The 22,058-nt window shown below is 69.6% G+C and carries 17 protein-coding genes; 9 read left to right on the forward strand and 8 right to left on the reverse strand.

What is annotated here, in order from left to right; genetic code table 11:
• Both MFF54_RS15115 and MFF54_RS15120 read right to left on the reverse strand, forming a co-directional pair.
• Nucleotides 1–557, reverse strand: a 557-nt coding sequence (locus tag MFF54_RS15115) for an efflux RND transporter periplasmic adaptor subunit (RefSeq protein ID WP_238303688.1), incomplete at its 3' end; no start/stop codon positions are given.
• Nucleotides 554–1,642 carry an efflux RND transporter periplasmic adaptor subunit gene (locus tag MFF54_RS15120; RefSeq protein WP_238303689.1) on the reverse strand — a complete coding sequence of 363 codons (1,089 nt, stop codon included), beginning with the start codon at nt 1,640–1,642 and terminating at the stop codon, nt 554–556. The genes MFF54_RS15115 and MFF54_RS15120, both read right to left, overlap by 4 nt.
• Nucleotides 1,643–1,741: 99 nt before the next feature.
• Here MFF54_RS15120 and MFF54_RS15125 point away from each other — a divergent pair, with 99 nt between their 5' ends.
• Nucleotides 1,742–2,305: a TetR/AcrR family transcriptional regulator gene (locus MFF54_RS15125; RefSeq protein WP_238303690.1), complete on the forward strand. Its 564-nt coding sequence runs from the start codon at nt 1,742–1,744 to the stop codon at nt 2,303–2,305.
• Between the two features lie 49 nt (nt 2,306–2,354).
• Here the strand turns inward: MFF54_RS15125 and MFF54_RS15130 are convergent, their stop codons facing one another.
• From MFF54_RS15130 to MFF54_RS15140, 3 genes are all read right to left on the reverse strand, one after another.
• Complete coding sequence (locus MFF54_RS15130; RefSeq protein ID WP_238303691.1) at nt 2,355–2,780, reverse strand: protein tyrosine phosphatase family protein; 426 nt, start codon at nt 2,778–2,780, stop codon at nt 2,355–2,357.
• Between the two features lie 232 nt (nt 2,781–3,012).
• Entirely contained in the window at nt 3,013–3,921 is a 909-nt protein-coding gene (gene ypfJ / locus MFF54_RS15135) for a KPN_02809 family neutral zinc metallopeptidase (RefSeq protein ID WP_238303719.1), read from the reverse strand.
• A gap of 140 nt (nt 3,922–4,061) precedes the next feature.
• Nucleotides 4,062–4,919 (reverse strand): uracil-DNA glycosylase, encoded by an 858-nt coding sequence (locus MFF54_RS15140; protein ID WP_238303692.1) that lies wholly within the window; start codon nt 4,917–4,919, stop codon nt 4,062–4,064.
• Nucleotides 4,920–5,121: 202 nt separating this feature from the next.
• Here MFF54_RS15140 and MFF54_RS15145 point away from each other — a divergent pair, with 202 nt between their 5' ends.
• Both MFF54_RS15145 and MFF54_RS15150 read left to right on the forward strand, forming a co-directional pair.
• On the forward strand, nt 5,122–6,795 hold the full coding sequence (locus MFF54_RS15145; protein WP_238303693.1) for an electron transfer flavoprotein-ubiquinone oxidoreductase: 1,674 nt from the start codon (nt 5,122–5,124) through the stop codon (nt 6,793–6,795).
• A gap of 98 nt (nt 6,796–6,893) precedes the next feature.
• A complete protein-coding gene (locus MFF54_RS15150; RefSeq protein WP_238303694.1) occupies nt 6,894–8,294 on the forward strand; it encodes an SGNH/GDSL hydrolase family protein in 1,401 nt (466 codons plus the stop codon).
• Between the two features lie 155 nt (nt 8,295–8,449).
• Here the strand turns inward: MFF54_RS15150 and MFF54_RS15155 are convergent, their stop codons facing one another.
• Together MFF54_RS15155 and gltB are read right to left on the reverse strand one after the other, a co-directional pair.
• Entirely contained in the window at nt 8,450–9,883 is a 1,434-nt protein-coding gene (locus MFF54_RS15155; RefSeq protein WP_238303695.1) for a glutamate synthase subunit beta, read from the reverse strand.
• A 103-nt stretch (nt 9,884–9,986) separates the two neighbouring features.
• Nucleotides 9,987–14,681, reverse strand: coding sequence for a glutamate synthase large subunit (gene gltB, locus MFF54_RS15160; RefSeq protein ID WP_238303696.1), 4,695 nt, complete (start codon nt 14,679–14,681; stop codon nt 9,987–9,989).
• Between the two features lie 634 nt (nt 14,682–15,315).
• Here gltB and MFF54_RS15165 point away from each other — a divergent pair.
• A complete protein-coding gene (locus MFF54_RS15165) occupies nt 15,316–16,326 on the forward strand; it encodes a hypothetical protein (protein ID WP_238303697.1) in 1,011 nt (336 codons plus the stop codon).
• A 10-nt stretch (nt 16,327–16,336) separates the two neighbouring features.
• Here the strand turns inward: MFF54_RS15165 and fdhD are convergent, their stop codons facing one another.
• Entirely contained in the window at nt 16,337–17,194 is an 858-nt protein-coding gene (fdhD, locus tag MFF54_RS15170) for a formate dehydrogenase accessory sulfurtransferase FdhD (protein ID WP_238303698.1), read from the reverse strand.
• 287 nt (nt 17,195–17,481) lie between these two features.
• On the opposite strand from fdhD, the gene coxB reads away from it, so the two are divergent.
• From coxB to MFF54_RS15195, 5 genes are all read left to right on the forward strand, one after another.
• Nucleotides 17,482–18,321: a cytochrome c oxidase subunit II gene (gene coxB, locus MFF54_RS15175; protein WP_238303699.1), complete on the forward strand. Its 840-nt coding sequence runs from the start codon at nt 17,482–17,484 to the stop codon at nt 18,319–18,321.
• An 86-nt stretch (nt 18,322–18,407) separates the two neighbouring features.
• Nucleotides 18,408–20,036, forward strand: coding sequence for a cytochrome c oxidase subunit I (gene ctaD, locus MFF54_RS15180; RefSeq protein ID WP_238303700.1), 1,629 nt, complete (start codon nt 18,408–18,410; stop codon nt 20,034–20,036).
• Nucleotides 20,037–20,251: 215 nt separating this feature from the next.
• Complete coding sequence (locus MFF54_RS15185; RefSeq protein WP_238303720.1) at nt 20,252–21,202, forward strand: heme o synthase; 951 nt, start codon at nt 20,252–20,254, stop codon at nt 21,200–21,202.
• Nucleotides 21,203–21,211: 9 nt separating this feature from the next.
• Nucleotides 21,212–21,388 carry a cytochrome c oxidase system small membrane protein gene (locus tag MFF54_RS15190; RefSeq protein WP_238303701.1) on the forward strand — a complete coding sequence of 59 codons (177 nt, stop codon included), beginning with the start codon at nt 21,212–21,214 and terminating at the stop codon, nt 21,386–21,388.
• A 4-nt stretch (nt 21,389–21,392) separates the two neighbouring features.
• Entirely contained in the window at nt 21,393–21,995 is a 603-nt protein-coding gene (locus MFF54_RS15195) for a cytochrome c oxidase assembly protein (RefSeq protein ID WP_238303702.1), read from the forward strand.
• Nucleotides 21,996–22,058: the final 63 nt, after the last annotated feature.

Here is a 22,058-nt window from a genome sequence, read left to right on the forward strand (position 1 = left end):
TCCTGGCCGACCTCGGCCCGGCGCTCGGTGACGACGCCGTCGAAATCGGCGGTCAGCTCGGTGTAGCCGATCTGGTCGCGCGCCTTCTGCAGGCTCGCCCGCATCTGGGCGAGCCGGGCCTGGGTCGTGTCGCGGTTGGCGGTCGCGGTGTCGAGCTGGGCCTGGGTGACGTTGCCGCCCTCGAACAGGCGGCGCACGCGCGCCTCCGTGGCGGCGGCGTTCTCGGACTGGGCCGTCGCATCGGCCACGTCGGCCTCCGCCCGGGTCAGGGCGAAGCGCGTCACCACCGGGTCGAGCGCGGCGAGGCGCTGGCCCTTGCGGACCACGTCGCCCACCGTCACGTCGCGCGCGACCACCCGGCCGCCGATGCGGAAGCCGAGCTGCGATTGGTAGCGCGGCTCGACCGTGCCGGCGAAGGGTCCGAACCGCTCCGTCCCGACCACCTTGGCGACGGTGTAGAGCACGGGGCGGATCGGCGGCGGCGCCTCGGCCGCCTCCTCGTGGCAGCCGCCGAGCACCAGGAGCGCGAAGGCGGCGAGCGCGACGGGATATCTCATCGGCCCGCCTCCGCGAGCGTGACCATGAGGCCAGGGCGCAGGAACTGGATGCCGGCGATCACGACCTCCTCGCCCGGCTTCACGCCGGCCTTGAGGGCGACGGTGTCCGGCGCGTAGCGCTCGATCGCGACGACGCGGGGCTCGACGGTGCTGGTCGCCGGATCGCGCACCCAGATCGCGGGCTGTCCGCGCCAGCGGTAGAGGGCCGACCAGGGCAGCACCACGGCCTTGCGCTCGGCGAACCGGCCGCGCCCGATCACCACGGCGCCGAGCGACATGGCCTGCGGCGTCTCCTTCAGCCCCACCTTCACCCGCACGGTGCCGGAGGCCGGATCGACGCTCGGCGCGATCTCGCGCACGGTGCCGACGGTGCGGATGTCCGGGTTCGCCTGGAGGGTGACGTCGACCGTCCCAGAGGCCGGCGGCCCGGCGAGCAGGGCCTCGTAGACGTTGAAGACCGCGTCGCGCGGCCCGTCCTGCGCGACGGTGAGGACGGACTGGCCGGCCTGCACCACCTGACCGGTCTCGAGCGACCGGCTCAGCACGATGCCCGCGACCCCGGCCCGCAGCTCCGTGTAGGAGAACTGCTCGCGCGCGGTGCCGAGCGCGGCTTTCGCCGACTCCACCGCGGCCTGGCTGACGCGCAGCTGCTGCTCGGCGTTGTCGTAGGTGGAGCGGGTGGTGAAGCCGCTGGCGAGCAGCGACTTCTGGCGCTCGTAGGTGAGCCGGGCCTGGGTCGCCTGGGCCTCCGCGGAGGTGAGCACGGCCTCGGCATTGGCGAGGTTGGCGCGCTGCTCCTGAGGATCGAGAAGCGCCAGCACCTGATCGGCCGTGACGTGGTCGCCGACCTCGACCCGGCGCTCGGCGATCTTGCCGCTGGTGCGGAACGAGACGGTGGTCTGCGCCTGAGCCTGGATGTCGCCCGTGAAGATCGCCTCGGACGCGACCGCCGTCTCCGCGGCCACCTGCGTGCGCACCAGCGTCTGGGCGAGGAGTGGCACCGGCTCGGCGGCGGACGCGGCCCCCGCCAGCGCCAGTGCCAGCGCCGCCGGAAGGGCGCAGGATTTCAGGAACGATCCGAACACGGCTGCCTTCACCTCACGCGAGGGGCTTCGGGCTATCGCGGCGCAGGCATATCCACTATCTTACCGACCGTCCAGACGGTTTCCCATGAGTGAGGTACAATGGCGCACGTCCGGCGCGCGGATCGCGCGGAAATCATCCTCGACGCGGCCGAGGCCCTGCTGCGCCGGTCGGACGCGCGGACGCTGACGATCGATGCGGTGGCCGCCGAGGCGCGCCTGAGCAAGGGCGGGGTGCTGCACCACTACGCCTCGAAGGACGCGCTCATCGCGGCGCTCGCCGTCCGCCGCGTCGGGCTGATCCGCGACGGGATCGCCGCAAGGCTGGCCGAACAGCCGCCAGGCCCAGCCGCGCTGCCGCTCGCGGCGGTCGCACATGCGCGACAGGTCTACACGGAGGAATGCGGCTTTCCCGACGCGCTGCTGCTCGCCTCCGCGGAGAACCCGGCGGCGGTGGCGGGCTTTCGGGCCTTCCTGGCCGATCTCCTAGAGCAGATGGCCTCGCTCGGTTGCCGCCCGGGGGCGGGCGAGGCGCTGATCTTCTCGATCCTCGGGCTGATGCTCACCCGCTCCCTCGGCTTCCACCAACTCGACGGGGCCGAGGCGACCCGGCTGTTCGACGCGCTGGAGGCGCAGGCGCGGGCGCTCGCCGCGGAAGGGGCGTGATCGGGAGAAGCGGGTTGCACGACGGGACGTACGGCCCCTGAGCGGCGACTCAAGCGTTCGCGTCGAGCCAGTGCACCACACCGGATAGATCGAAGCCGCGCTCGGCGCCGAAAGCCCGCACGTCCTCGCGCCGCATCCGACCCGCCAGCACCTCACCGATGACCCAGAGGGTGAGCGAGCGCGTACCGCCGCGGCAATGCGCGAGGACGGGACCGGGCGACGCCTCCACCGCCTCGTGGAAGCGCAGGGCCGCCTCGCGGGTGATGGTGGGGCCGGTCACCGGGAGGTCGAGATAGGCCATCCCGGCGCCCTCCGCCGCCGTCCGCTCGGCTGCGGAGCCGGGCTGCGCCGCCTCCTCCCCGTCCGGGCGGTTGTTGATGACGAGGCGCACACCCTGCTCGGCAAGGGCGGCGATCTCCGCCTCGCTCGGCTGGTCAGCGACCGAGAGCTTGTCCGTGACGGGCGTGATTTTCATGGCAAACTCTCGATCGGCTCTGTCGGCCCACGGGCCTATCACACCAGACCCGGTCGATCACCTCGGTGCCGTTCCCGTCCCGTCATCCCGGGCCGCGTAGCGGAACCCGGGATCCGTGAACACCGAAGCGCCACGACGATGAACGGCGGTGTCCGTGGATTCCGGGCTCGCCTTCGGCGCCCCGGAATGGCGGAGGCGAGAGACTGCCCGGACCATCCAAACCGGAACAGGATCAGTTGTTGGCCGTGCGGAAGGTGTCGCACGAGCGGGTCTGTCCGCTCTTGTAGCCGGTCATGAACCAGCGCTTACGCTGCTCGGACGAGCCGTGCGTGAAGGAATCTGGCACAGCGTAGCCGCGCGAGGCCTCCTGCAGCTTGTCGTCGCCGATGGCGTTGGCAGCCGCGAGCGCCTCGTCGATGTCGCCGGGCTCCAGGGCGTTCCACTTGTCGTTCGAGTTCTTGGCCCAGACCCCCGCGAGGCAGTCCGCCATCAGCTCGACGCGAACCGAGAGCGCGTTCGCCTCGCGCTTGCTGGAGGCCTGTTGCTGGCGCGCCTGGACCTTGGGCAGGATGCCGAGAACGTCCTGGATGTGGTGGCCGACCTCGTGCGCGATGACGTAGGCGTAGGCGAAGTCGCCCTTCACGCCGAACTTGGTCGCCATCTCCCTGAAGAAGGTCGTGTCCAGATAGATCTTCTTGTCGAGCGGACAGTAGAACGGTCCCATCGCGGCCTGGGCCGAGCCGCAGCCGCTGCGGGTGCCGCCGGTGTAGAGCACCATCGTGGTGGGCGTGTAAGCCTTGCCGGTCTGGTTCGGCAGGATCTGGCTCCACACGTCTTCCGTGTTGCCGAGGATCTTCGCGGCGAAGCGACCGGAATCGTCGGTCGGCTTCTGGTTGCGGCGCTGTTGCGTCTGCGGGTCGACGCGCTCCTCGCGGCTCTGACCGCCACCCCGGGTCATCTGCTCCGCGCCGCCGATCAGGATCGCCGGGTTGATGCCCGTGACCCAGCCGATGATCAGCAGGACGACGATGGTGCCGATGCCGAGGCCGCCCGCGCCGCCGCCGGGGAAGCCCATGCCGCCCCCGCCCTCGCCGCGCCGGTCCTCGACGTTGTCGGAACTCCGGAAATCGTCCCAGCGCATGAGCCCGCCGCCCTTGCCACGCCGCCGCACCGGCGGTCACCTGCCACACCGCCGGTCTTCCGGCGGCGACCTGCCCTGTCGCCGGAGCACCGGCGACCGTTACTAATGGACCGGCAAAAGCCCCGGTTCCGCGGGTACGGTCAAGCCTTTCCGTCGAGCGCGGCGCGGACGAGCCGGAAGTCGCGCCAAGCGAGGCGCTTCTGCAAGGGCTGGCGCAGCAGGTAGGCCGGGTGCAGAGTGGCGAGCGCCCGCACCTCGCGGTTCGGCAGCCGGTAGGGGAAGAAGCGTCCGCGCGCCTTCAGGATACCGTCCTTCGTACCGGTCAGCGTCTGCGTCGAGGGGCTGCCGAGGCAGACGATCAGGTCGGGATCGACCAGCTCGATCTGCCGCTCGATGAAGGGCCGGCAGACCGAGACCTCCTGCGGGGTTGGGTTGCGGTTGCCGGGCGGGCGCCAGGGCACGATGTTGGCGACGTAGGCCTCCGTGCGGTCGAGACCGATCGCCTTCATCATCCGGTCGAGAAGCTGGCCCGAGCGGCCCATGAAGGGCTTTCCGACCCGATCCTCGTCGGCGCCCGGCGCCTCGCCAACGAACATCACCCGGGCGTCCGGGCCACCATCGGCGAAGACGAGGTTCTTGGCGGTGAAGCGCAGCGGGCAGGCGTCGAAGTCCCGCAGGATGGCCTCGAGCTCCTCCAGCGTACCGGCCGCGCGGGCCCGGGCGCGCGCATCGCTCGCGGCCTCGTCGGGCTTGGCCGCTGCCGACTGGCCGAAGGTCTGCCGCGGCGCAGGCCGCGACGGCGCATGGCCCTCGCCCCGCGGCGGCAGGGCCGGCCGGGCCGGTTGGGGCGCTGCCGCGCGGCGCGGCGCGGGCGCCGGGGCGTCGGCCTCGCCGAAGCGGTCGTGCGGGCGCTCGTCCAAAGTCGCGTCGACGCCGGACTCGGCGTGGAAGTCCAGATAGGCGATCAGATCGTGCTGCGCGTCGGCGGGGGACGTCATGACGCTGATGTGGGGTGTCATAAGCCTGTGGACAACGCGACGTGCGGGATGACAGGAGGCGGCAGGTTGGCGCGGCTCACCTGCCAAGCGTGGCTTGCCATCCTACCTTAGAACGGGTTGAGACCGAGCGCGACGGGACCGAGACCGGCTCGCGAACGAACGACAAGGCCGAAGGCCGACCGAGAGGCAGGAGACACGGACGATGGCGCTACCCGAACGCGAGGGCATGGATTTCGACGTGGTGATCGTCGGCGCGGGGCCGGCCGGTCTCGCCGCGGCGATCCGCCTGAAGCAGAGCGCCTCTGAGGCCGGCGAGGAGATCAGCGTCGTCGTGGTGGAGAAGGGCTCCGAGGTCGGCGCCCACATCCTCTCAGGCGCGGTGGTCGACCCTTCCGGCCTCGACATGCTGGTGCCGGAGTGGCGCGACGACCCCGAGCGCCCGCTGAAGACGGCGGTCGAGCGCGACGAGTTCATGTTCCTGACTAAGAACAGCGGCGTCACCCTGCCGAACGTGTTCTTTCCCAAACTCATGTCGAACCACGGCAACTTCGTCGGCTCGCTCTCGAACGTGACGAAGTATCTGGGCGCCAAGGCCGAGGCGCTCGGTGTCGAGATCTATCCGGGCTTCCCGGCCGCCGAGGTGCTGTACGATGATCGTGGCGCCGTCGTCGGCGTCGCCACGGGCGATCTCGGCATCGGCCGCTCGGGCGATCCGCGCGACGACTTCACCCGCGGCATGGAGCTGCGCGGCAAGTACACGATCTTCGGCGAGGGCGCGCGCGGCTCCCTGACCAAGACATTGATCGACCGCTTCAAGCTCAATGCCGGTCGCGACCACCAGAAGTACGGTCTCGGCGTGAAGGAGCTGTGGCAGCTCGCGCCCGGCAAGTTCGAGCCCGGCCTCGTGCAGCACACGATGGGCTGGCCGCTGCCCAACAAGGCCGGCGGCGGCTCCTGGCTGTATCATTTCGACGACCACCTGCTCTCGGTCGGCTTCGTGACGCACCTGAACTACGAGAACCCGACCCTGTCGCCGTTCGAGGAGTTCCAGCGCTTCAAGACCCATCCGATGATCGCCGAGACCTTCGAGGGGGCCAAGCGCATCGGCTACGGCGCGCGGGCCATCATGGAGGGCGGCTGGCAGTCGGTCCCGAAGCTCGTCTTCCCGGGCGGCTGCCTCGTCGGGGACTCGGCCGGCTTCGTGAACGTGCCGCGCATCAAGGGCTCGCACAACGCCGTGCTCTCGGGCATCCAGGCGGCGGACGCGATCGGCGCCGCCCTGCGCGCCGGCCGCCAGGGGGACGAGCTCACCGATTACGATCGCGGATGGCGCGACAGCCCGATCGGGCAGGACCTGAAGGCGGTGCGCAACGTCAAGCCGCTCTGGTCGAAGTACGGCACGCTGGTCGGCGTCGGCCTCGGCGGGCTCGACATGTGGGCGAACACCATCCTCAACGCCTCGCCCTTCGGCACGCTCTCCCACGGCAAGCCCGATCACGCCTGCCTGAAGCCGCTCTCGGAGGTGACGCCGATCGTCTACCCGAAGCCCGACGGCAAGCTCACCTTCGACCGGCTCTCCTCGGTCTACCTCTCGAACACCAACCACGAGGAGGACCAGCCGCCCCACCTGCAGGTGAAGGATATCGGTCTCCAGAAATCTTCGGAGCACGACGTCTTCGGTGGCCCGAGCGCACGTTACTGCCCGGCGGGCGTCTACGAGTGGGTGGAGGACGCGGTGGCCGCGGGCGGCGTGCGTTACCAGATCAACGCGCAGAACTGCGTCCACTGCAAGACCTGCGATATCAAGGACCCGAACCAGAACATCAACTGGGTCACCCCGGAAGGACCGGGCGGACCGAACTACCCGAACATGTGAGGGGGTCTCGATCGGTGTCGGCCGCGACCGAGACGCGGCCGTGCGCGTCCGCTATGCTCCGCCCCAAGGGTCGGGGCACGGCCGGCGAAGGAGGGTCGATGACGCGCAGCAGGCCTCGCCGGACCGGCCGGACCCTGTCCGCCCTGTTCCTGGCCCTGTTCCTGGCCGGCGCAAGCCTCCCGCTCGGCGGGACTCCGGCGCACGCGCAGTGGGGCGACAGCTACGACGCGCCCGATTACGCGCCCCGACGCCGTCCGCGCGATGCCTATTACACCCGCGACGACGCCTACCGTCCGCCGCCGCGCCGCTACGCACCGCCTCAGGAGGCGCCGCGCCAGTTCTACTGGCCGTGGGAGGACCGACCGCAGCCGCAGGCGCAGCCCCCGGCCGCCGCCGAGCCGACCTACCGCCGCCCCCGGCCGCGGCCTGTCGAGGGACCGCGATCCGCGGACGGAACCCGGCCGCCGGTCAAGCGGCAGACGCGGCCCGCGCCCGCGGCGCCGCCGAAGCCCGCGATCGCCAAGACCGAGCCGAACATCCAGATCGCGGTGTTCGGCGATTCGCTGGCCGACCATCTCAGCCGCGGCCTCGACGACGTGTTCGAGGACAATGCCGACGTCGCGGTGAACGACCGGGCCAAGGGTGACAGCGGCCTCGTGCGCCGGGACGTGGTAGACTGGCCCAAGGTTGCCGAGGACTACCTGAAGACCAACCCGAAGGTCGCCTACGCGGTGGTGATGCTGGGTGCCAACGACCGGCAGGCGATCCGCGAGGGCGAGGAGAGCTTCGAGCCACTGAGCGAGCGCTGGCGCGAGATCTACCGGGCCCGCGCCGCGGCGCTGGTGGGCGTGTTCCGCGCCCGCAAGCTGCCCCTGATCTGGGTGAGCGCCCCGCCGGTGCGCAGCGAGAGCCTGAGCCGAGACCTCGCCGCGATCAACGACATCCTCCGCGAGGTGGTGCAGCGGGAGGGCGGCATCTGGGTCGATGTCTGGCCGGGCTTCGTGGACGATCGCAACCGCTACACCGTGTCGGGGCCCGACCTGGAGGGGCAGACCGCGAAACTGCGCACCTCCGACGGGGTGCACTTCACCCATGCGGGCGCGCGCAAGCTCGCGCATTTCGTGGACGTCGAGTTGAAGCGCCTGATGGGGAGCGCCGCGCCGACGCCCGAGGCGCCCGCCGCGGTCTCGGCCACGCCGGGCCCCGCCCTCGACGGCGCACCGGCCAAACTCGACGACGTGGCGGCGCTCGACCGGCAGATCACCGCGATGCTGCCGAGCCTGCCCGAGCCGCCCGGCATTCCGGCGCTTCCGGTAAAGCCCGCGGCCGGCCCCGTCATGCCGCTCGGCCGCGCCGAGATCTCGCCCGGCGGTGCACTGATCAGCGGGCGCCCACAGGACGGCGACCCCTCAGGCAACGTGGACCGCGCCCTGCAGCGCGGTGCCGCCCCCCTGCCTCAACCGGGCCGGGCCGACGATTTCCGCTGGCCGCCCGGATAGGACCCGGTTTCGAAAGGCCTGAGGCCTTTCGCGGGTGCAGGGTGGAACCCTGCATCTGGAACCGCCGTCCCGGCCGCGCCGGGTTGGCGGTTCCGACCCGGGGCACTGCCCCGGGACCCCGCCAAAGGACCTCGGCCCCCTTGGGATTCCGAGACCTACCGCGGCAGGATGGTCGCGCCCATCAGGTGCTCGTCGATGGCGCGCGCCGCCTGACGGCCCTCTCGGATCGCCCAGACGATCAGCGACTGGCCCCGGCGCATGTCGCCCGCCGCCCAGACCTTCGGGTCGGAGGTGCGGTAATCCTGGTCGTTCGCCTCGATGTTGCCGCGCTTGGTCATCGCGACGCCGGACTGCTCCAGCAGGCCCTTCTGGACCGAGCCCGCGAAGCCGATCGCCATGAAGACGAGGTCGGCCGGCAGCACGAACTCCGTGCCGGGGATCGGCTGGCGCTTCTCGTCCACGCGGGCGCAGACCACGCCGGTGACGCGGCCCTTCTTGTTGGCTTCCAGCCGCAGGGTGGCGGCCTGGAACTCGCGCTCGGCGCCCTCGGCCTGACTCGAGGAGGTGCGCATCTTGGTCGGCCAGTAGGGCCACACGGAGAGCTTGTCCTCACGCTCGGGCGGGCGGGGGCGAATGTCGAGCTGCGTCACCGAGAGCGCGCCCTGGCGGAAGGCCGTCCCGACGCAGTCGGAGGCCGTGTCGCCGCCACCGATGACGACGACGTTCTTGCCGGCCGCGACGATCGGCGGCTCGCCGTTGCCCGGCATCGGCTCGGCGGCCACGCGCCGGTTCGACTGGACGAGGTAGGGCATCGCGTAGTGCACGCCCTCCAGATCCTGGTTCGGCAGTTGCGGGTTGCGCGGATCCTCCGCGCCGCCGCAGAACATCACGGCGTCGAACTCGGCCTTCAGCTCCTCGACGGACTTCGTCACGCCGATGTTCTGGTTGTAGTGGAAGACGACGCCCTCGGCCTCCATCTGCTTCACGCGCCGGTCGATATGGCGCTTCTCCATCTTGAAGTCCGGGATGCCGTAGCGGAGCAGACCGCCGGCCTTCGGCTCGCGCTCGAAGACGTGCACGTCGTGCCCGACGCGAGCGAGCTGCTGGGCGGCGGCCATGCCGGCCGGGCCCGAGCCCACGATCGCCACGCGCTTGCCCGTGCGGGTCTCGGCCGGCTCGGGCTTGACCCAGCCCATGTTCCAGGCCCGGTCGGCGATCGCCTGCTCGATCGTCTTGATGGCGACCGGCTGGTTCTCGAGGTTCAGCGTGCAGGCCTCCTCGCACGGAGCGGGACAGACGCGGCCGGTGAACTCGGGGAAGTTGTTGGTCGAGTGCAGGTTGCGCGCGGCCTTCTCCCAGTCCGACTGGAAGACGAGGTCGTTCCAGTCCGGGATCTGGTTGTGCACCGGGCAGCCGGTCGGCCCGTGGCAGAACGGGATGCCGCAATCCATGCAACGCGCCGCCTGCTTTGTGAGGTCGTGCTCGTCGAGCGGCAGCGTGAACTCGCGGAAGTGCCGGATCCGGTCGGCGGCGAGCTGGTACTTCTGCTCCTGCCGGTCGAATTCGAGGAAACCCGTGATCTTGCCCATCGGTCAGCCCCTGGGCTCGCGCGTCTCCCGACTGCGCCGCCCGCATCGTCCAATATCCTGAGCGCGTGACCGGGCGGCGAACCGCCCGGTCGTCCGGCGATGTCTACTCGGCCGCCACCGGCATCCGGGCCATCTCCATCTCGCGCAGCGCCCGGCGGTACTCCACCGGCATCACCTTCACGAACTTGGTGCGGTAGTTCGCCCAGTCGTCGAGGATCGCCTTGGCGCGGGGGCTGCCCGTGTACTTGAGATGGTTGGTGAGCAGCTGGCTCAGCCGCTCCTCGTCGTGGCCCGACATGTCCGCCAGGATGTCGACACGTCCCTTGGTCTCCAGGTCGCCGTCCTGGTGGAAGCGGCGCATCAGGTCGTCCTCCTCCTCCACGGGCTCCAGATCGACCATCGAGAGGTTGCAGCGCTTCGAGAAGGAACCGTCCTCGTCCAGCACGTAGGCGAGGCCGCCCGACATGCCGGCCGCGAAGTTGCGGCCCGTCTCGCCGATCGACACCACGACGCCGCCGGTCATGTACTCGCAGCCGTGGTCGCCCATGCCCTCGACCACCGCGATGGCGCCGGAGTTGCGCACGGCGAAGCGCTCGCCCGCGGAACCGCGGATGTAGCACTCGCCCGCGATCGCCCCGTACAGGACCGTGTTGCCGGCCATGATGGTGCGGCCTTCCGCCGACTTCAGCGCCTCGCTCGGGCGGATGATCAGCTTGCCGCCCGAGAGCCCCTTGCCGATGTAGTCGTTGCCGTGACCGGTGAGCTCGATGGTGACGCCGGCCGCGACCCAGGCGCCGAAGCTCTGGCCCGAGGTGCCGCGGAGCTTCACCACGATGGTGTCGTCGGGCAGGCCCTCGTGGCCGTGCACCTTGGCTACCGCGCCGGAGAGCATCGCGCCCGCGGCCCGGTCCGAGTTCTTGATCACCTCCTCGATCACCACCGGCGTACCGGTCGCAATCGCGTCCTGCGCCTTCTCCAGCAGGCGCCGGTCGAGCACGGTGTCGATCGGGTGGTGCTGGGTCTCGACGTGGCGGATCGCCACCTCGGGGCCGACATCGGGACGGTGGAACAGCTTCGAGAAGTCGAGGCCGCGCGCCTTCCAGTGGGCGATCGCCTCGCGCTTGTCGAGGAAGTCCGAGCGGCCGACCACATCCTCGAGCTTCGTGAAGCCCATGGCGGCCAAGAGCTCGCGCAGCTCCTCCGCCACGTAGAAGAAGTAGTTCACCACGTGCTCGGGCGTGCCCTTGAAGCGCTTGCGCAGCACCGGATCCTGGGTGGCGACGCCGACCGGGCAGGTGTTGAGGTGGCACTTGCGCATCATGATGCAGCCCGCCGCGATCAGCGGCGCGGTCGAGAAGCCGTACTGGTCGGCGCCGAGCAGAGCCGCGATCAGCACGTCCCGGCCGGTGCGGATGCCGCCGTCGGCCTGGAGCGCGACGCGGCCGCGCAGGTGGTTGAGCACCAGCGTCTGCTGCGTCTCGGCCAGCCCCGTCTCCCAGGGACCGCCCGCGTGCTTGATCGAGGTGAGCGGGGCCGCGCCCGTGCCCCCGTCGAAGCCCGAGATCGTGATGTGGTCGGCGCGCGCCTTGGCGACGCCCGCCGCGACCGTGCCGACGCCGACCTCGGAGACGAGCTTCACCGAGACGTCCGCCGCCGGGTTCACGTTCTTCAGGTCGAAGATCAGCTGGGCCAGATCCTCGATCGAGTAGATGTCGTGGTGTGGCGGCGGCGAGATCAGGCCGACGCCGGGCGTGGCGTAGCGGACCTTGGCGATCTTGGCATCGACCTTGTGGCCGGGCAGCTGGCCGCCCTCGCCGGGCTTCGCTCCTTGAGCGACCTTGATCTGCATCATGTCGGCGTTGACGAGGTACTCGGTCGTCACGCCGAAGCGGCCCGAGGCCACCTGCTTGATCGCCGAGCGGCGCGAGCGCCCGTCCGGCAGCGGCTTGAAGCGCTCGACCTCCTCGCCGCCCTCGCCCGAGTTCGAGCGGCCGCCGAACGAGTTCACCGCGATGGCGAGCGTCTCGTGCGCCTCCTTCGAGATCGAGCCGTAGGACATCGCGCCCGTGGCGAAGCGCTTCACGATCTCGGCCGCCGGCTCCACCGCGTCGATCGAGACCGGCTCGCGACCGAGCTCGGCCGCCGACTTGATCTTGAACAGGCCGCGCAGCGTCTTGAGGTGGCTCTCCTCCTCGTTCACGAGGCGGGCGAACTCGCGGTAGCGCTCGGGCAGGCCGAGGCGCACCGCGTGCTGGAGCGTCGCGACGGTGTCGGGCGTCCAAGTGTGGGTCTCGCCGCGCAACCGGTAGGCGTACTCGCCGCCGACATCGAGGGCGTGCCGGTAGATCGGCGCGTCGCCGAAGGCGTCGCGGTGGCGGCGCGCGGTCTCCTCCGCGACCTCGGCCATGCCGACGCCCTCAATCATCGTCGCGGTACCGAAGAAGTCTTTCTCGACGAAGGACGAGTTCAGGCCGATCGCGTCGAAGATCTGCGCGCCGCAATAGGACTGGTAGGTCGAGATGCCCATCTTGGACATCACCTTCAGCAGGCCCTTATCGATCGACTTGATGTAGCGGTAGATGATCTCGTCATCCACGAGGTCCGGCGGGTACTCGTCCTTCATCGCCAGCAGCGTCTCGAAGGCGAGATAGGGGTTGATCGCCTCGGCGCCGTAGCCGGCCAGGCACGCGAAGTGGTGCACCTCGCGCGGCTCGCCCGACTCGACCACGAGGCCGACAGAGGTGCGAAGCCCCTTGCGGATCAGGTAGTTGTGCACGGCCGCGGTCGCCAGCAGCGCCGGGATCGGAATCCGGTCCGGCCCGACCGCGCGGTCCGACAGGATGATGATGTTGTAGCCGCCCCGCACCGCGACCTCGGCCCGGTCGCACAGGCGATCGAGCGCGCCCTCCATCGCCGCCGCGCCGGTCTCGGCCGGGTAGGTGATGTCGAGCGTCTTGGTGTCGAAGCGGTCCTCGAAGTGGGAGATCGAGCGGATCTTCTCGAGGTCGCCGTTCGTCAGGATGGGCTGGCGCACCTCCAGCCTCTTGCGGCGGGAGGCGCCCTCCATGTCGAGGATGTTCGGACGCGGGCCGATGAACGAGACGAGGCTCATCACGGCCTCCTCGCGGATCGGGTCGATCGGCGGGTTGGTGACCTGCGCGAAGTTCTGCTTGAAGTAGCTGTAGAGCGGCTTCGGCTTGTCGGAGAGCGCGGGCAGCGGCGTGTCCGAGCCCATGGAGCCCACCGCCTCCTGACCGGTCACGGCCATCGGCTGCATCAGGAGCTTCAGGTCCTCCTGCGTGTAACCGAAGGCCTGCTGGCGATCGAGCAGGCTGACGTCCGAGCGCGACTCGCGCGGCTGCACCGGGCGCAGCTCCTCCAGCACGATCTGGGTATTCTTCACCCAGTCGCCGTAGGGATGCGCGGCAGCGAGCTCGCCCTTGATCTCCTCGTCGGAGACGATGCGACCCTTCTGCAAGTCGATCAGCAGCATGCGGCCCGGCTGCAGACGCCAGGACTCGACGATCTTCTCGTCCGGGATCGGCAGGGTGCCCATCTCGGAGGCAAGCACGACCAGCCCGTCGTCGGTGACGATGTAGCGGGCCGGACGCAGGCCGTTGCGGTCGAGCGTCGCGCCGATCTGGCGGCCGTCCGTGAAGCAGACCGCGGCCGGGCCGTCCCACGGTTCCATCAGGGCGGCGTGGTACTCGTAGAAGGCGCGCCGCTCCTCGCTCATCAGCGGGTTGCCGGCCCAGGCCTCCGGGATCAGCATCATCATGGCGTGGGCGAGCGGGTAGCCGCCCTGCACCAGGAACTCGAGCGCGTTGTCGAAGCAGGCGGTGTCGGACTGGCCCTCGTAGGAGATCGGCCAGAGCTTCGAGATGTCGTTGCCGAAAAGCTCCGAATCGACGCTGGCCTGGCGCGCGGCCATCCAGTTCACGTTGCCGCGCAGCGTGTTGATCTCGCCGTTATGCGCGACCATCCGGTAGGGGTGCGACAGGCGCCAGGTCGGGAAGGTGTTGGTGGCGAAGCGCTGGTGCACCAGCGCCAGGGCCGAGACGTAGCGCTCGTCCTTCAGGTCGAGGAAGTAGCCGCCGAGCTGCGTGACGAGGACCATGCCCTTGTAGACGATGGTGCGGCTCGACACCGAGACCGGGTAGAAGGCCATCAGGCGCGGGTCCCCGGCCTGATAGACCTTGTTCGAGATCACCTTGCGGGCGACGTAGATGCGGCGCTCGAAGGCGTCCTCGTCGGTGACGGTCGCCGGGCGGCCGATGAAGACCTGCCGGTGATGCGGCTCGGTCTCCAGGACAGCCTTGCCGAGGTCGGACGAGTCGACCGGCACGTCGCGCCAGCCGAGCAGCGGCAGACCCTCGTCGGCGAGTGCCTGCGTGACGAGTTCCTCGACGATGCGCCGGGCCTCGGGCTCCTTCGGCAGGAAGAGCTGGCCGACCGCGTATTGCCCAGCCGGCGGCAGCTCGAAGCCGAGGCGCGAGCACTCCTCCGCGAAGAAAGCGTGCGGGATCTGAGTGAGAATGCCGCAGCCGTCACCCATCTTCGGGTCGGCGCCGACCGCACCCCGGTGGTCGAGATTCTCCAGGATGTTGAGACCCTGCTCGACGATGGCGTGCGTGCGACGGTCGCGCATGTCGGCAACGAAGCCGACGCCGCAGGCGTCGCGCTCCCGGGCCGGATCGTAGGCGCCCTGCGCTTTCGGCAGAGCCGGATCGCGCACGATGAGCGGGGCCGGACCGCCACGCGGCGCCGGAGCCGTGTTCGTCTCGCCGAAAGCTGCCATGCCCTGATCTTTCATCCCGCTCGATCCGACTATCCGGGCGATCCCGCCCGCAGGCCAGCATGTTTCATGCCCGAACATCGATCGATGCCGGGCCTGTCAATCCGTCTCGTCGGGTAAAGCCGGTTCTTCCCTCGGGAAGCGCCCGCCGACCCGCGGGCTCGCCACCAGCCCGTTTTCAGCCGGCGTGGGCCCGGATCGCCGGAGCGGCGATCGGCTTGCTGATGTGTTTCGACGTCGCGACGCGCACGTGATCTACATCCTGCCCAAGAAACGAACGCCCGCGGGCGTCCGCCGACAAATGGGACAGTCCTACTGTCCTAAAAACGCAAACTGACAGATTCCAATCGTTCCAGCAAGAGGGGTGCGCTTTGTCACGCAGGCCCCCTTGCCACAGGTGCACGCCGGTGCAGCAGAGGCGTCCCGCGGCGCGCGATGTCCAGAGCCGGACACAGGACCACGCAGCGCCGGCCCCCGCATTCTCGCCCGAATCTGTTGGTTAACGAAATCCTGCCGAGCACAAGCGGCATGCGGGGCAACGACCCTGTGGGCACGGGCCCCGGATCGAGGGGTCCGGGGCCGTGTCGGTCGATGGGATCCGCCGGCCGGCAGAGCGTGGAACGAGATCGAGACGCGCATGCAGACCAGTCCGCGAAGCGGCATCCTCCATATCCTCAGCCGGCAGAAGCCCGGGCGAGGCTTGCGCGCGGCCGCGGCAGCCTGCGCGCTGCTCGCGGGGTCGGCTCTGTCGGCACAGGCGCAGTACGTCTTCGAGGACGAGATCCTGCCACCGCGCGCAGTGGCATGGCGCCTGAACGACCGCGGCTTCACCGGCATCGGCCGCCCGCGCTTCGACGGTGGCGCCTATATCGTGGAGGCTTTCGATCCACGCGGTGATCGGGTCCGCCTCGTCGTTGCGCCGGACAACGGAGCGATCCTCGGGCGCCAGCGCCTGGACGTCCCGGTTTCGGTCGAGCGTCCCGCCCGTCCGGCTGCTGGCTACGGCTGGACCGAGGAAGAGTTCGGATCGCCTCGCCGCCGTGATGCCGAGCGCCTGGTGCCGCCCGGCCGCATTCCGATGCCGGAGGATCGCGGCGTCTACGCCGCGCGCCCGCTTCCGCCCGTCGCGGCGCGTCCCGTCGAGTCCGTCCGGCGGGAGCCGGCGCGCGAGCCGACCCGCGAGGCCGCGGTGGCCGACCCGACCGGTAACCCGCTCGGCCTGAACCCGGACGCGGCCGTTCGCCAGCCTCCGCAGCGCCGGGCCGCGCGGACAACACCGCCCGCCGAGAAACCCCAGAGCCCCAGACTCTCCGACGTGAAGCCGCCCACCCGCCTGACGCCCGAGGCGCCGAGACCGGCGGTAGCCAAGGCGGAGCCCCCCAAGCCGGAAGCTCCTAGGACCGAGACGGCCAAGATCGAGGCGAAAGTCGATCCGAAGGCCGACGCACCGAAGGGGCCGGCCATGCCCGCCGCCCAGGTGCCGCCTTCCACGCCGGCACCTACGAAGGCCGCCGACCTCAAGCCCGCTGACAAACCGGCCGATCCGGGCTGGAAGGATCCGCCCGAGGCCAAGCGCAACGTGCGGGTCATCGGTGGTGCCACGATCGTGCCGGGCACGACCGACAAGGAGAGTGCGGCCGGGAACTGAGGGCGCGCCCTCAGTCCGGCATGACCAGACGCTGGCCGCCACAGAACACCGTGAGCGTGTCCGAGCGTGCGATGGCGCAGAGGGTCATGTCGTGCTCCCGCGCACGAGCTAGGGCCAGAGAGGTCGGAGCCGAGATCGCCACGATCACGGCGGCGCCGAGCCGAGCCGCCTTCTCGACCATCTCGAACGAGCAGCGGCTGGTGATGACCGCGAAGCCCGTCGCCGGGTCGCGGCCGGCGCGCATGAGCGCGCCGATCAGCTTGTCGAGAGCGTTGTGGCGGCCGACGTCCTCGCGCACCACGACGAGCGTACCGTCGAGATCTGCCCAGGCGGCAGCGTGCACCGCGCGCGTCTCGTGATTCAGCACCTGCGCCTCGGAGAGCGCCGACAGCGCTCGCTCGATCGCCGCGACCGTCACGCGAATGGCGGGCGCTTCCCGCATGTCCGCGACCGGCAGCGAGGCCAGATCCTCGACGCCGCAGACGCCGCATCCCGTGCGGCCGCTCAGCGCCCGCTTGCGGGCGAGGTGCTCGCGCAGGCGCCCCGGCGCGAGGTCCACGAGCAGGCGCAGGCCGCCTTGCTCGGTCTCTTGCCCGGCCTCCAGCGCGACGCCCCGAACCTCGTCGGCAGACTCGACGATTCCCTCCGTCAGGCTGAAGCCGTAGGCGAAATCCTCCAGGTCGGAGGGCGTGGTCATCATCACCGCGTAGGGCACGCTGCCGTAGACGAGATTCACCGGTGTCTCGACGGCGAGGGCGCGGCTGTCCGGCCGGGGCTCGGCCTCCCGATAAGCAACCACCCGCGTCGGCACCCGCACGGCAGGCTCCGGCAGAAGCGATCGGCTCTCCGCGACATCGTGCCCAGGCATCGGCATCCTGCAGGTTATTGCAGCCTCAACGGCGATCGAGCCTGTGTCCTACACCAACCCGCGACGCGGGGGAGCTCACAGCGGGGATTTACGGCGCCAGGACGGCAGGAAAGCGCGCGATGCGACGCTTGTACGGTTGCGCCTTGCACGCCCATGTGATCTGACACCGCGATCGGCAACCCCGGCCTCACGGCCGCTGGGCCCGCGAAGTCGGTTGCGCGCCAGGCCAGAGATAGGGCGCCGCGCAGCCAAGAAGAAGAGTCTCCGAGGGGAGCTAAGGGAGCCACATGCGGACGGCGCGGACGAAAACACCATTCTTGTCGGGGGTGGCCGCGCTCGGCGCCCTCCTCGTGACGTCCTCCCAGACCTTCGCTGCGGGTATCGGCCAGCCGGTGCCGTGGCAGATGGACCGTCAGGTCGCGGTCACGGAGAATGCGCGCGACATCCACAGCTTCGAGCACGGGATGCACTGGCTCTCGCTCGGCATCTCGCTCTTCGTTCTGGGCCTGATCCTCTGGTGCATCTTCCGCTTCGGTGAGAAGCGCAACCCGACGCCCTCGAAGACCACCCACAACACCGCCATCGAGATCGCCTGGACCATCGTGCCGGTGCTGATCCTCGTCGCGGTCGCGATCCCGTCCTTCCGCCTGCTCCGCACGCAGCTCTCGGACCCCAAGGCCGACGTGATGATCAAGGTCATCGGTCATGCCTGGTATTGGTCCTACGAGTACCCGCAGGCCGAGCAGGGCGGGGGCTTCACCTTCGACGCCAACCTCGACGAGGACAAGCAGCCGAAGCTATTGGCCACCGACAACGACATGGTCGTGCCGGTGAACAAGGTGGTGAAGATCCAGGTCACCTCGACCGACGTGCTGCACTCCTGGGCCCTGCCCTCCTTCGGCTTCAAGATCGACGCGATCACGGGCCGCCTGAACCAGGCTTGGTTCAAGGCCGATAAGGAAGGCACCTACCACGGCCAGTGCTCCGAGCTCTGCGGCCAGCGCCACGCCTACATGCCCATCACCGTGCGGGTGGTGAGCGAGGAGGCCTACGCCCAGTGGCTCACCGAGGCGAAGACGAAATACGCCCGCCTCGACGACGGCTCGAAGCTCGCCGACGCGCGCTGAGCGCCCTTCCCGGGTCGGCGCCCCTCAAGGCCCCGGCCCGGTAGCCGCGACACAATCAGAGAGAAACGCACAAGGCTCTTCGATCCATGGCAACAGCCACCGCACACGGGGCGCACGACGCCCACGACGACCATAAGCCAGGCTTCTTCGCCCGCTGGTTCCTGTCCACGAACCATAAGGACATCGGCACGCTCTACCTGCTCTTCGCCTTCTGCGCGGGCATGGTCGGCGCCTTCCTGTCCTTCGGCATCCGCATGGAGATGGAGGAGCCCGGGCTCCAGTACTTCTCCAACCCGGCCACCTACAACGTGTTCGTGACCGGCCACGGCCTCATCATGGTGTTCTTCATGGTGATGCCGGCCCTGATCGGCGGCTTCGGCAACTGGTTCGTGCCCCTCATGATCGGCGCGCCCGACATGGCGTTCCCGCGCATGAACAACATCTCGTTCTGGCTGACCTTCGCGGGCTTCCTGAGCCTCGTCTGCTCCCTCTTCGTCGAGGGCGCACCGGGCGCGCAGGGCGCGGGCACCGGCTGGACCGTTTACCCGCCGCTCTCGGCCGCCGGCCATCCGGGTCCCGCCGTCGACTTCGCGATCTTCGCCCTGCACCTCTCGGGCGCGGGCTCCATCCTCGGCGCGATCAACTTCATCACCACCATCCTCAACATGCGCGCGCCTGGCATGACGCTGCACAAGATGCCGCTCTTCGCCTGGGCCGAGCTGGTGACCGCGTTCCTGCTGCTCCTGTCGCTCCCGGTGCTCGCCGGCGCGATCACGATGCTGCTCACTGACCGCAACTTCGGCACGACCTTCTTCGACCCGGCCGGCGGCGGTGACCCGATCCTCTGGCAGCACCTGTTCTGGTTCTTCGGTCACCCCGAAGTGTACATCATGATCCTGCCGGCCTTCGGCATCGTCTCGCACATCATCGCCACGTTCTCGCGCAAGCCCGTCTTCGGCTACCTCGCGATGGCCTACGCGATGGTCGCGATCGGCGTGGTCGGCTTCGTCGTGTGGGCCCACCACATGTACACGGTCGGCCTCTCGCTCCAGACGCAGTCCTACTTCGTCTTCGCCACGATGGTGATCGCGGTGCCGACGGGCGTGAAGATCTTCTCCTGGATCGCCACGATGTGGGGCGGCTCCATCCGGTTCACCGCCGCGATGCACTGGGCGATCGGCTTCATCTTCCTGTTCACCGTCGGCGGCGTCACCGGCGTCGTCCTGGCGAACTCGTCGATCGACAAGTACCTGCACGACACCTACTACGTCGTGGCGCACTTCCACTACGTGCTCTCGCTCGGTGCCGTGTTCATCATCTTCGCCGGTGTCTACTACTGGTTCCCGAAGATGACCGGCCGCATCATCCCCGAATGGGCGGGCAAGCTGCACTTCTGGCTGGCCTTCATCGGCGCGAACGTCCTGTTCTTCCCGATGCACTTCCTGGGTCTGGCCGGCATGCCGCGTCGCTATGCCGACTACCCGGAGGCGTTCGCGGGCTGGCACAAGGTGTCGACCTACGGCGGCCACATCTTCGCGCTCGGCATGTTCGTCTTCGTGATCGGCGTGGTTCTGGCCTTCCGCTCGAAGGTTCGTGCCGCGGACAATCCCTGGGGCGAGGGTGCGACGACGCTGGAGTGGACCCTGTCCTCGCCGCCGCCCTTCCACCAGTTCGAGACACTGCCCCGGATCGCGGACGAGCCGGGCCACCACTGAGGACAACGGGGTCCGGGACAGGCTTCCCGGACCCCGGCGGGGACCGCACAGCGGCCCCCGCCCTTCCCCGGACGCCGTCGCGCGACGTCCCGGAAAGGGCGAGATCTTCCGGCAGAGGGCCGTTCCGGGCCCGCAGGCCGGGATATGTCTTGGAACTATTCGGTTTCGCCTTTACCGCCGCCATGATGGCCGGCGCGCCAGAGCCAGTGATGTCGATGACAGGTCTGACCCACGCACTTCCCGCCGAGCGCGAGACCTTCGCGCCCGCCGTCGGCGGCGACGTTCCGGACTACTTCGCCCTGCTGAAGCCCCGGGTGATGGTGCTGGTGATCTTCACCGCGCTGGTCGGCATGGTGGTCTCGCCGCACGGCCACGTCTCGCCAGTGATCGGGGCGATCTCGCTCCTGATGATCGCGATCGGCGCGGGCGCCTCGGGCTGCCTCAACATGTGGTGGGACGCCGACATCGACGCGGTGATGACCCGCACCGCCAAGCGCCCGATCCCGGACGGGCGCATCCGCCCGAACGAGGCGCTGGCCTTCGGCCTGTTCCTCTCAGTCGCCTCGACGCTGGTCCTCGGGCTCGCGGCGAACTGGCTGGCCGCGGGGCTCCTGGCCTTCACTATCGTGTTCTACGCGGTGATCTACTCGATGTGGCTGAAGCGGGCGACCGCGCAGAACATCGTCATCGGCGGCGCGGCGGGCGCCCTCCCCCCGGTGATCGGGCAGGCGGTCGTGACGGGCTCGGTCGGCATCGAGTCGCTCGTGCTGTTCGCCATCATCTTCATCTGGACGCCGCCGCATTTCTGGGCGCTCGCGCTCGTGAAGGCCGGCGAGTACGCCAAGGCCGGCATCCCGATGATGCCGAACGTGGCTGGCCCCGATTCTACCCGCCGCCAGATCGTCTGGTACACGGTTCTGCTCGCCCCCCTCGGCCTCGCGCCGGTGGTCCTCGGCTTCGGCGGCCTACTCTACGCGGTGATCGGTGTCCTCGGCGGCCTCGGCATGCTGGCCTTCAGCGTGCAGGTGCTGCGCAACCGCGAGGGCGAGGCCGAGAAGCGCGCCGCCATGGGCATGTTCGGCTTCTCGATTCTCTACCTCTTCCTGCTCTTCGCCGCGCTCCTCGCCGAGCAGAGCCTGGGGCTGTTCCGGCCGCTGGTGGCCTGATTGTTCGCGATGGATCACAAGGTGGAAGGTCCCAAGGTCGAGTACCGCCCCCTCACGCCCGAGGAGGAGGCACGCCGCCGCAAGCGCTCGGTGGCGATCGCGCTGGCGCTCGGCGCGATGGTGCTGCTGTTCTTCGTGCTGACCATCGCGAAACTCGGTCCGCAGATCATGAGCCGGCCGCTCTGACCCCATGACGCAGACGCCGCAGAACCGGAAACTGGGCCGCACCGCCCTCGCCTGCGCGGGCTTCGCGGCGGGCATGCTCGGCCTCGCCTTCGCCTCGGTGCCGCTCTACGACGCCTTCTGCAAGGCGACCGGCTACGGCGGCACCCCGCGGCAGGGGGCCGTGCCGACCGCGGTCGCGGCCAAGCCCGGCGACGCCATGCTGGTCCGCTTCGACACCAACGTCGCGCCGGGTCTCGGCTGGAAGTTCCGGGCGGAGAGCCGCGGCGTCGAGGCGAGGCTCGGCGAGACCCAGACCGTGTTCTTCCACGTGAAGAACACCGGGCCGACCGCTACGACGGGGGTCGCCACCTTCAACGTCCAGCCCGAGCTGATGGGCGGCTACTTCGTCAAGGTCGAGTGCTTCTGCTTCAAGGAGCAGACGCTCCAGCCCGGCGAAACGCTCGACGTGCCGGTGGTGTTCTACATCGACCCGGCCGTGCGGACGGATTCGAACACTCAGCATCTCTCGGAGATGACCCTGTCCTACACCTACTTCGCCTCGAAGAACGGGCAGCCGGTGACGGCGGCGCTCGACCGGGGCGGAGCACCGGGGCGGGGGAATTTCTAAGCGCCAAGCGTGACAACAGCCGCGCCCGTCACGTATGGGTGCGGCACGGGTTTCGACGGGGCG

Source organism: Methylobacterium gregans, from assembly GCF_022179245.1.
Lineage (GTDB): Bacteria > Pseudomonadota > Alphaproteobacteria > Rhizobiales > Beijerinckiaceae > Methylobacterium > Methylobacterium gregans.

Excerpts from the sequence above, each read along its gene's own strand:
- MFF54_RS15140 (WP_238303692.1), bottom strand. The coding sequence starts at position 4,919 with ATGACGTCCCCCGCCGACGCGCAGCACGATCTGATCGCCTATCTGGAC.
- MFF54_RS15195 (WP_238303702.1), top strand. The coding sequence starts at position 21,393 with ATGACGCAGACGCCGCAGAACCGGAAACTGGGCCGCACCGCCCTCGCC.
- MFF54_RS15125 (WP_238303690.1), top strand. The coding sequence starts at position 1,742 with ATGGCGCACGTCCGGCGCGCGGATCGCGCGGAAATCATCCTCGACGCG.
- MFF54_RS15165 (WP_238303697.1), top strand. The coding sequence starts at position 15,316 with ATGCAGACCAGTCCGCGAAGCGGCATCCTCCATATCCTCAGCCGGCAG.
- coxB (WP_238303699.1), top strand. The coding sequence starts at position 17,482 with ATGCGGACGGCGCGGACGAAAACACCATTCTTGTCGGGGGTGGCCGCG.
- ctaD (WP_238303700.1), top strand. The coding sequence starts at position 18,408 with ATGGCAACAGCCACCGCACACGGGGCGCACGACGCCCACGACGACCAT.
- MFF54_RS15145 (WP_238303693.1), top strand. The coding sequence starts at position 5,122 with ATGGCGCTACCCGAACGCGAGGGCATGGATTTCGACGTGGTGATCGTC.
- gltB (WP_238303696.1), bottom strand. The coding sequence starts at position 14,681 with ATGGCAGCTTTCGGCGAGACGAACACGGCTCCGGCGCCGCGTGGCGGT.
- MFF54_RS15190 (WP_238303701.1), top strand. The coding sequence starts at position 21,212 with ATGGATCACAAGGTGGAAGGTCCCAAGGTCGAGTACCGCCCCCTCACG.
- fdhD (WP_238303698.1), bottom strand. The coding sequence starts at position 17,194 with ATGCCTGGGCACGATGTCGCGGAGAGCCGATCGCTTCTGCCGGAGCCT.
- MFF54_RS15130 (WP_238303691.1), bottom strand. The coding sequence starts at position 2,780 with ATGAAAATCACGCCCGTCACGGACAAGCTCTCGGTCGCTGACCAGCCG.
- MFF54_RS15155 (WP_238303695.1), bottom strand. The coding sequence starts at position 9,883 with ATGGGCAAGATCACGGGTTTCCTCGAATTCGACCGGCAGGAGCAGAAG.
- MFF54_RS15185 (WP_238303720.1), top strand. The coding sequence starts at position 20,252 with ATGACAGGTCTGACCCACGCACTTCCCGCCGAGCGCGAGACCTTCGCG.
- MFF54_RS15150 (WP_238303694.1), top strand. The coding sequence starts at position 6,894 with ATGACGCGCAGCAGGCCTCGCCGGACCGGCCGGACCCTGTCCGCCCTG.
- ypfJ (WP_238303719.1), bottom strand. The coding sequence starts at position 3,921 with ATGCGCTGGGACGATTTCCGGAGTTCCGACAACGTCGAGGACCGGCGC.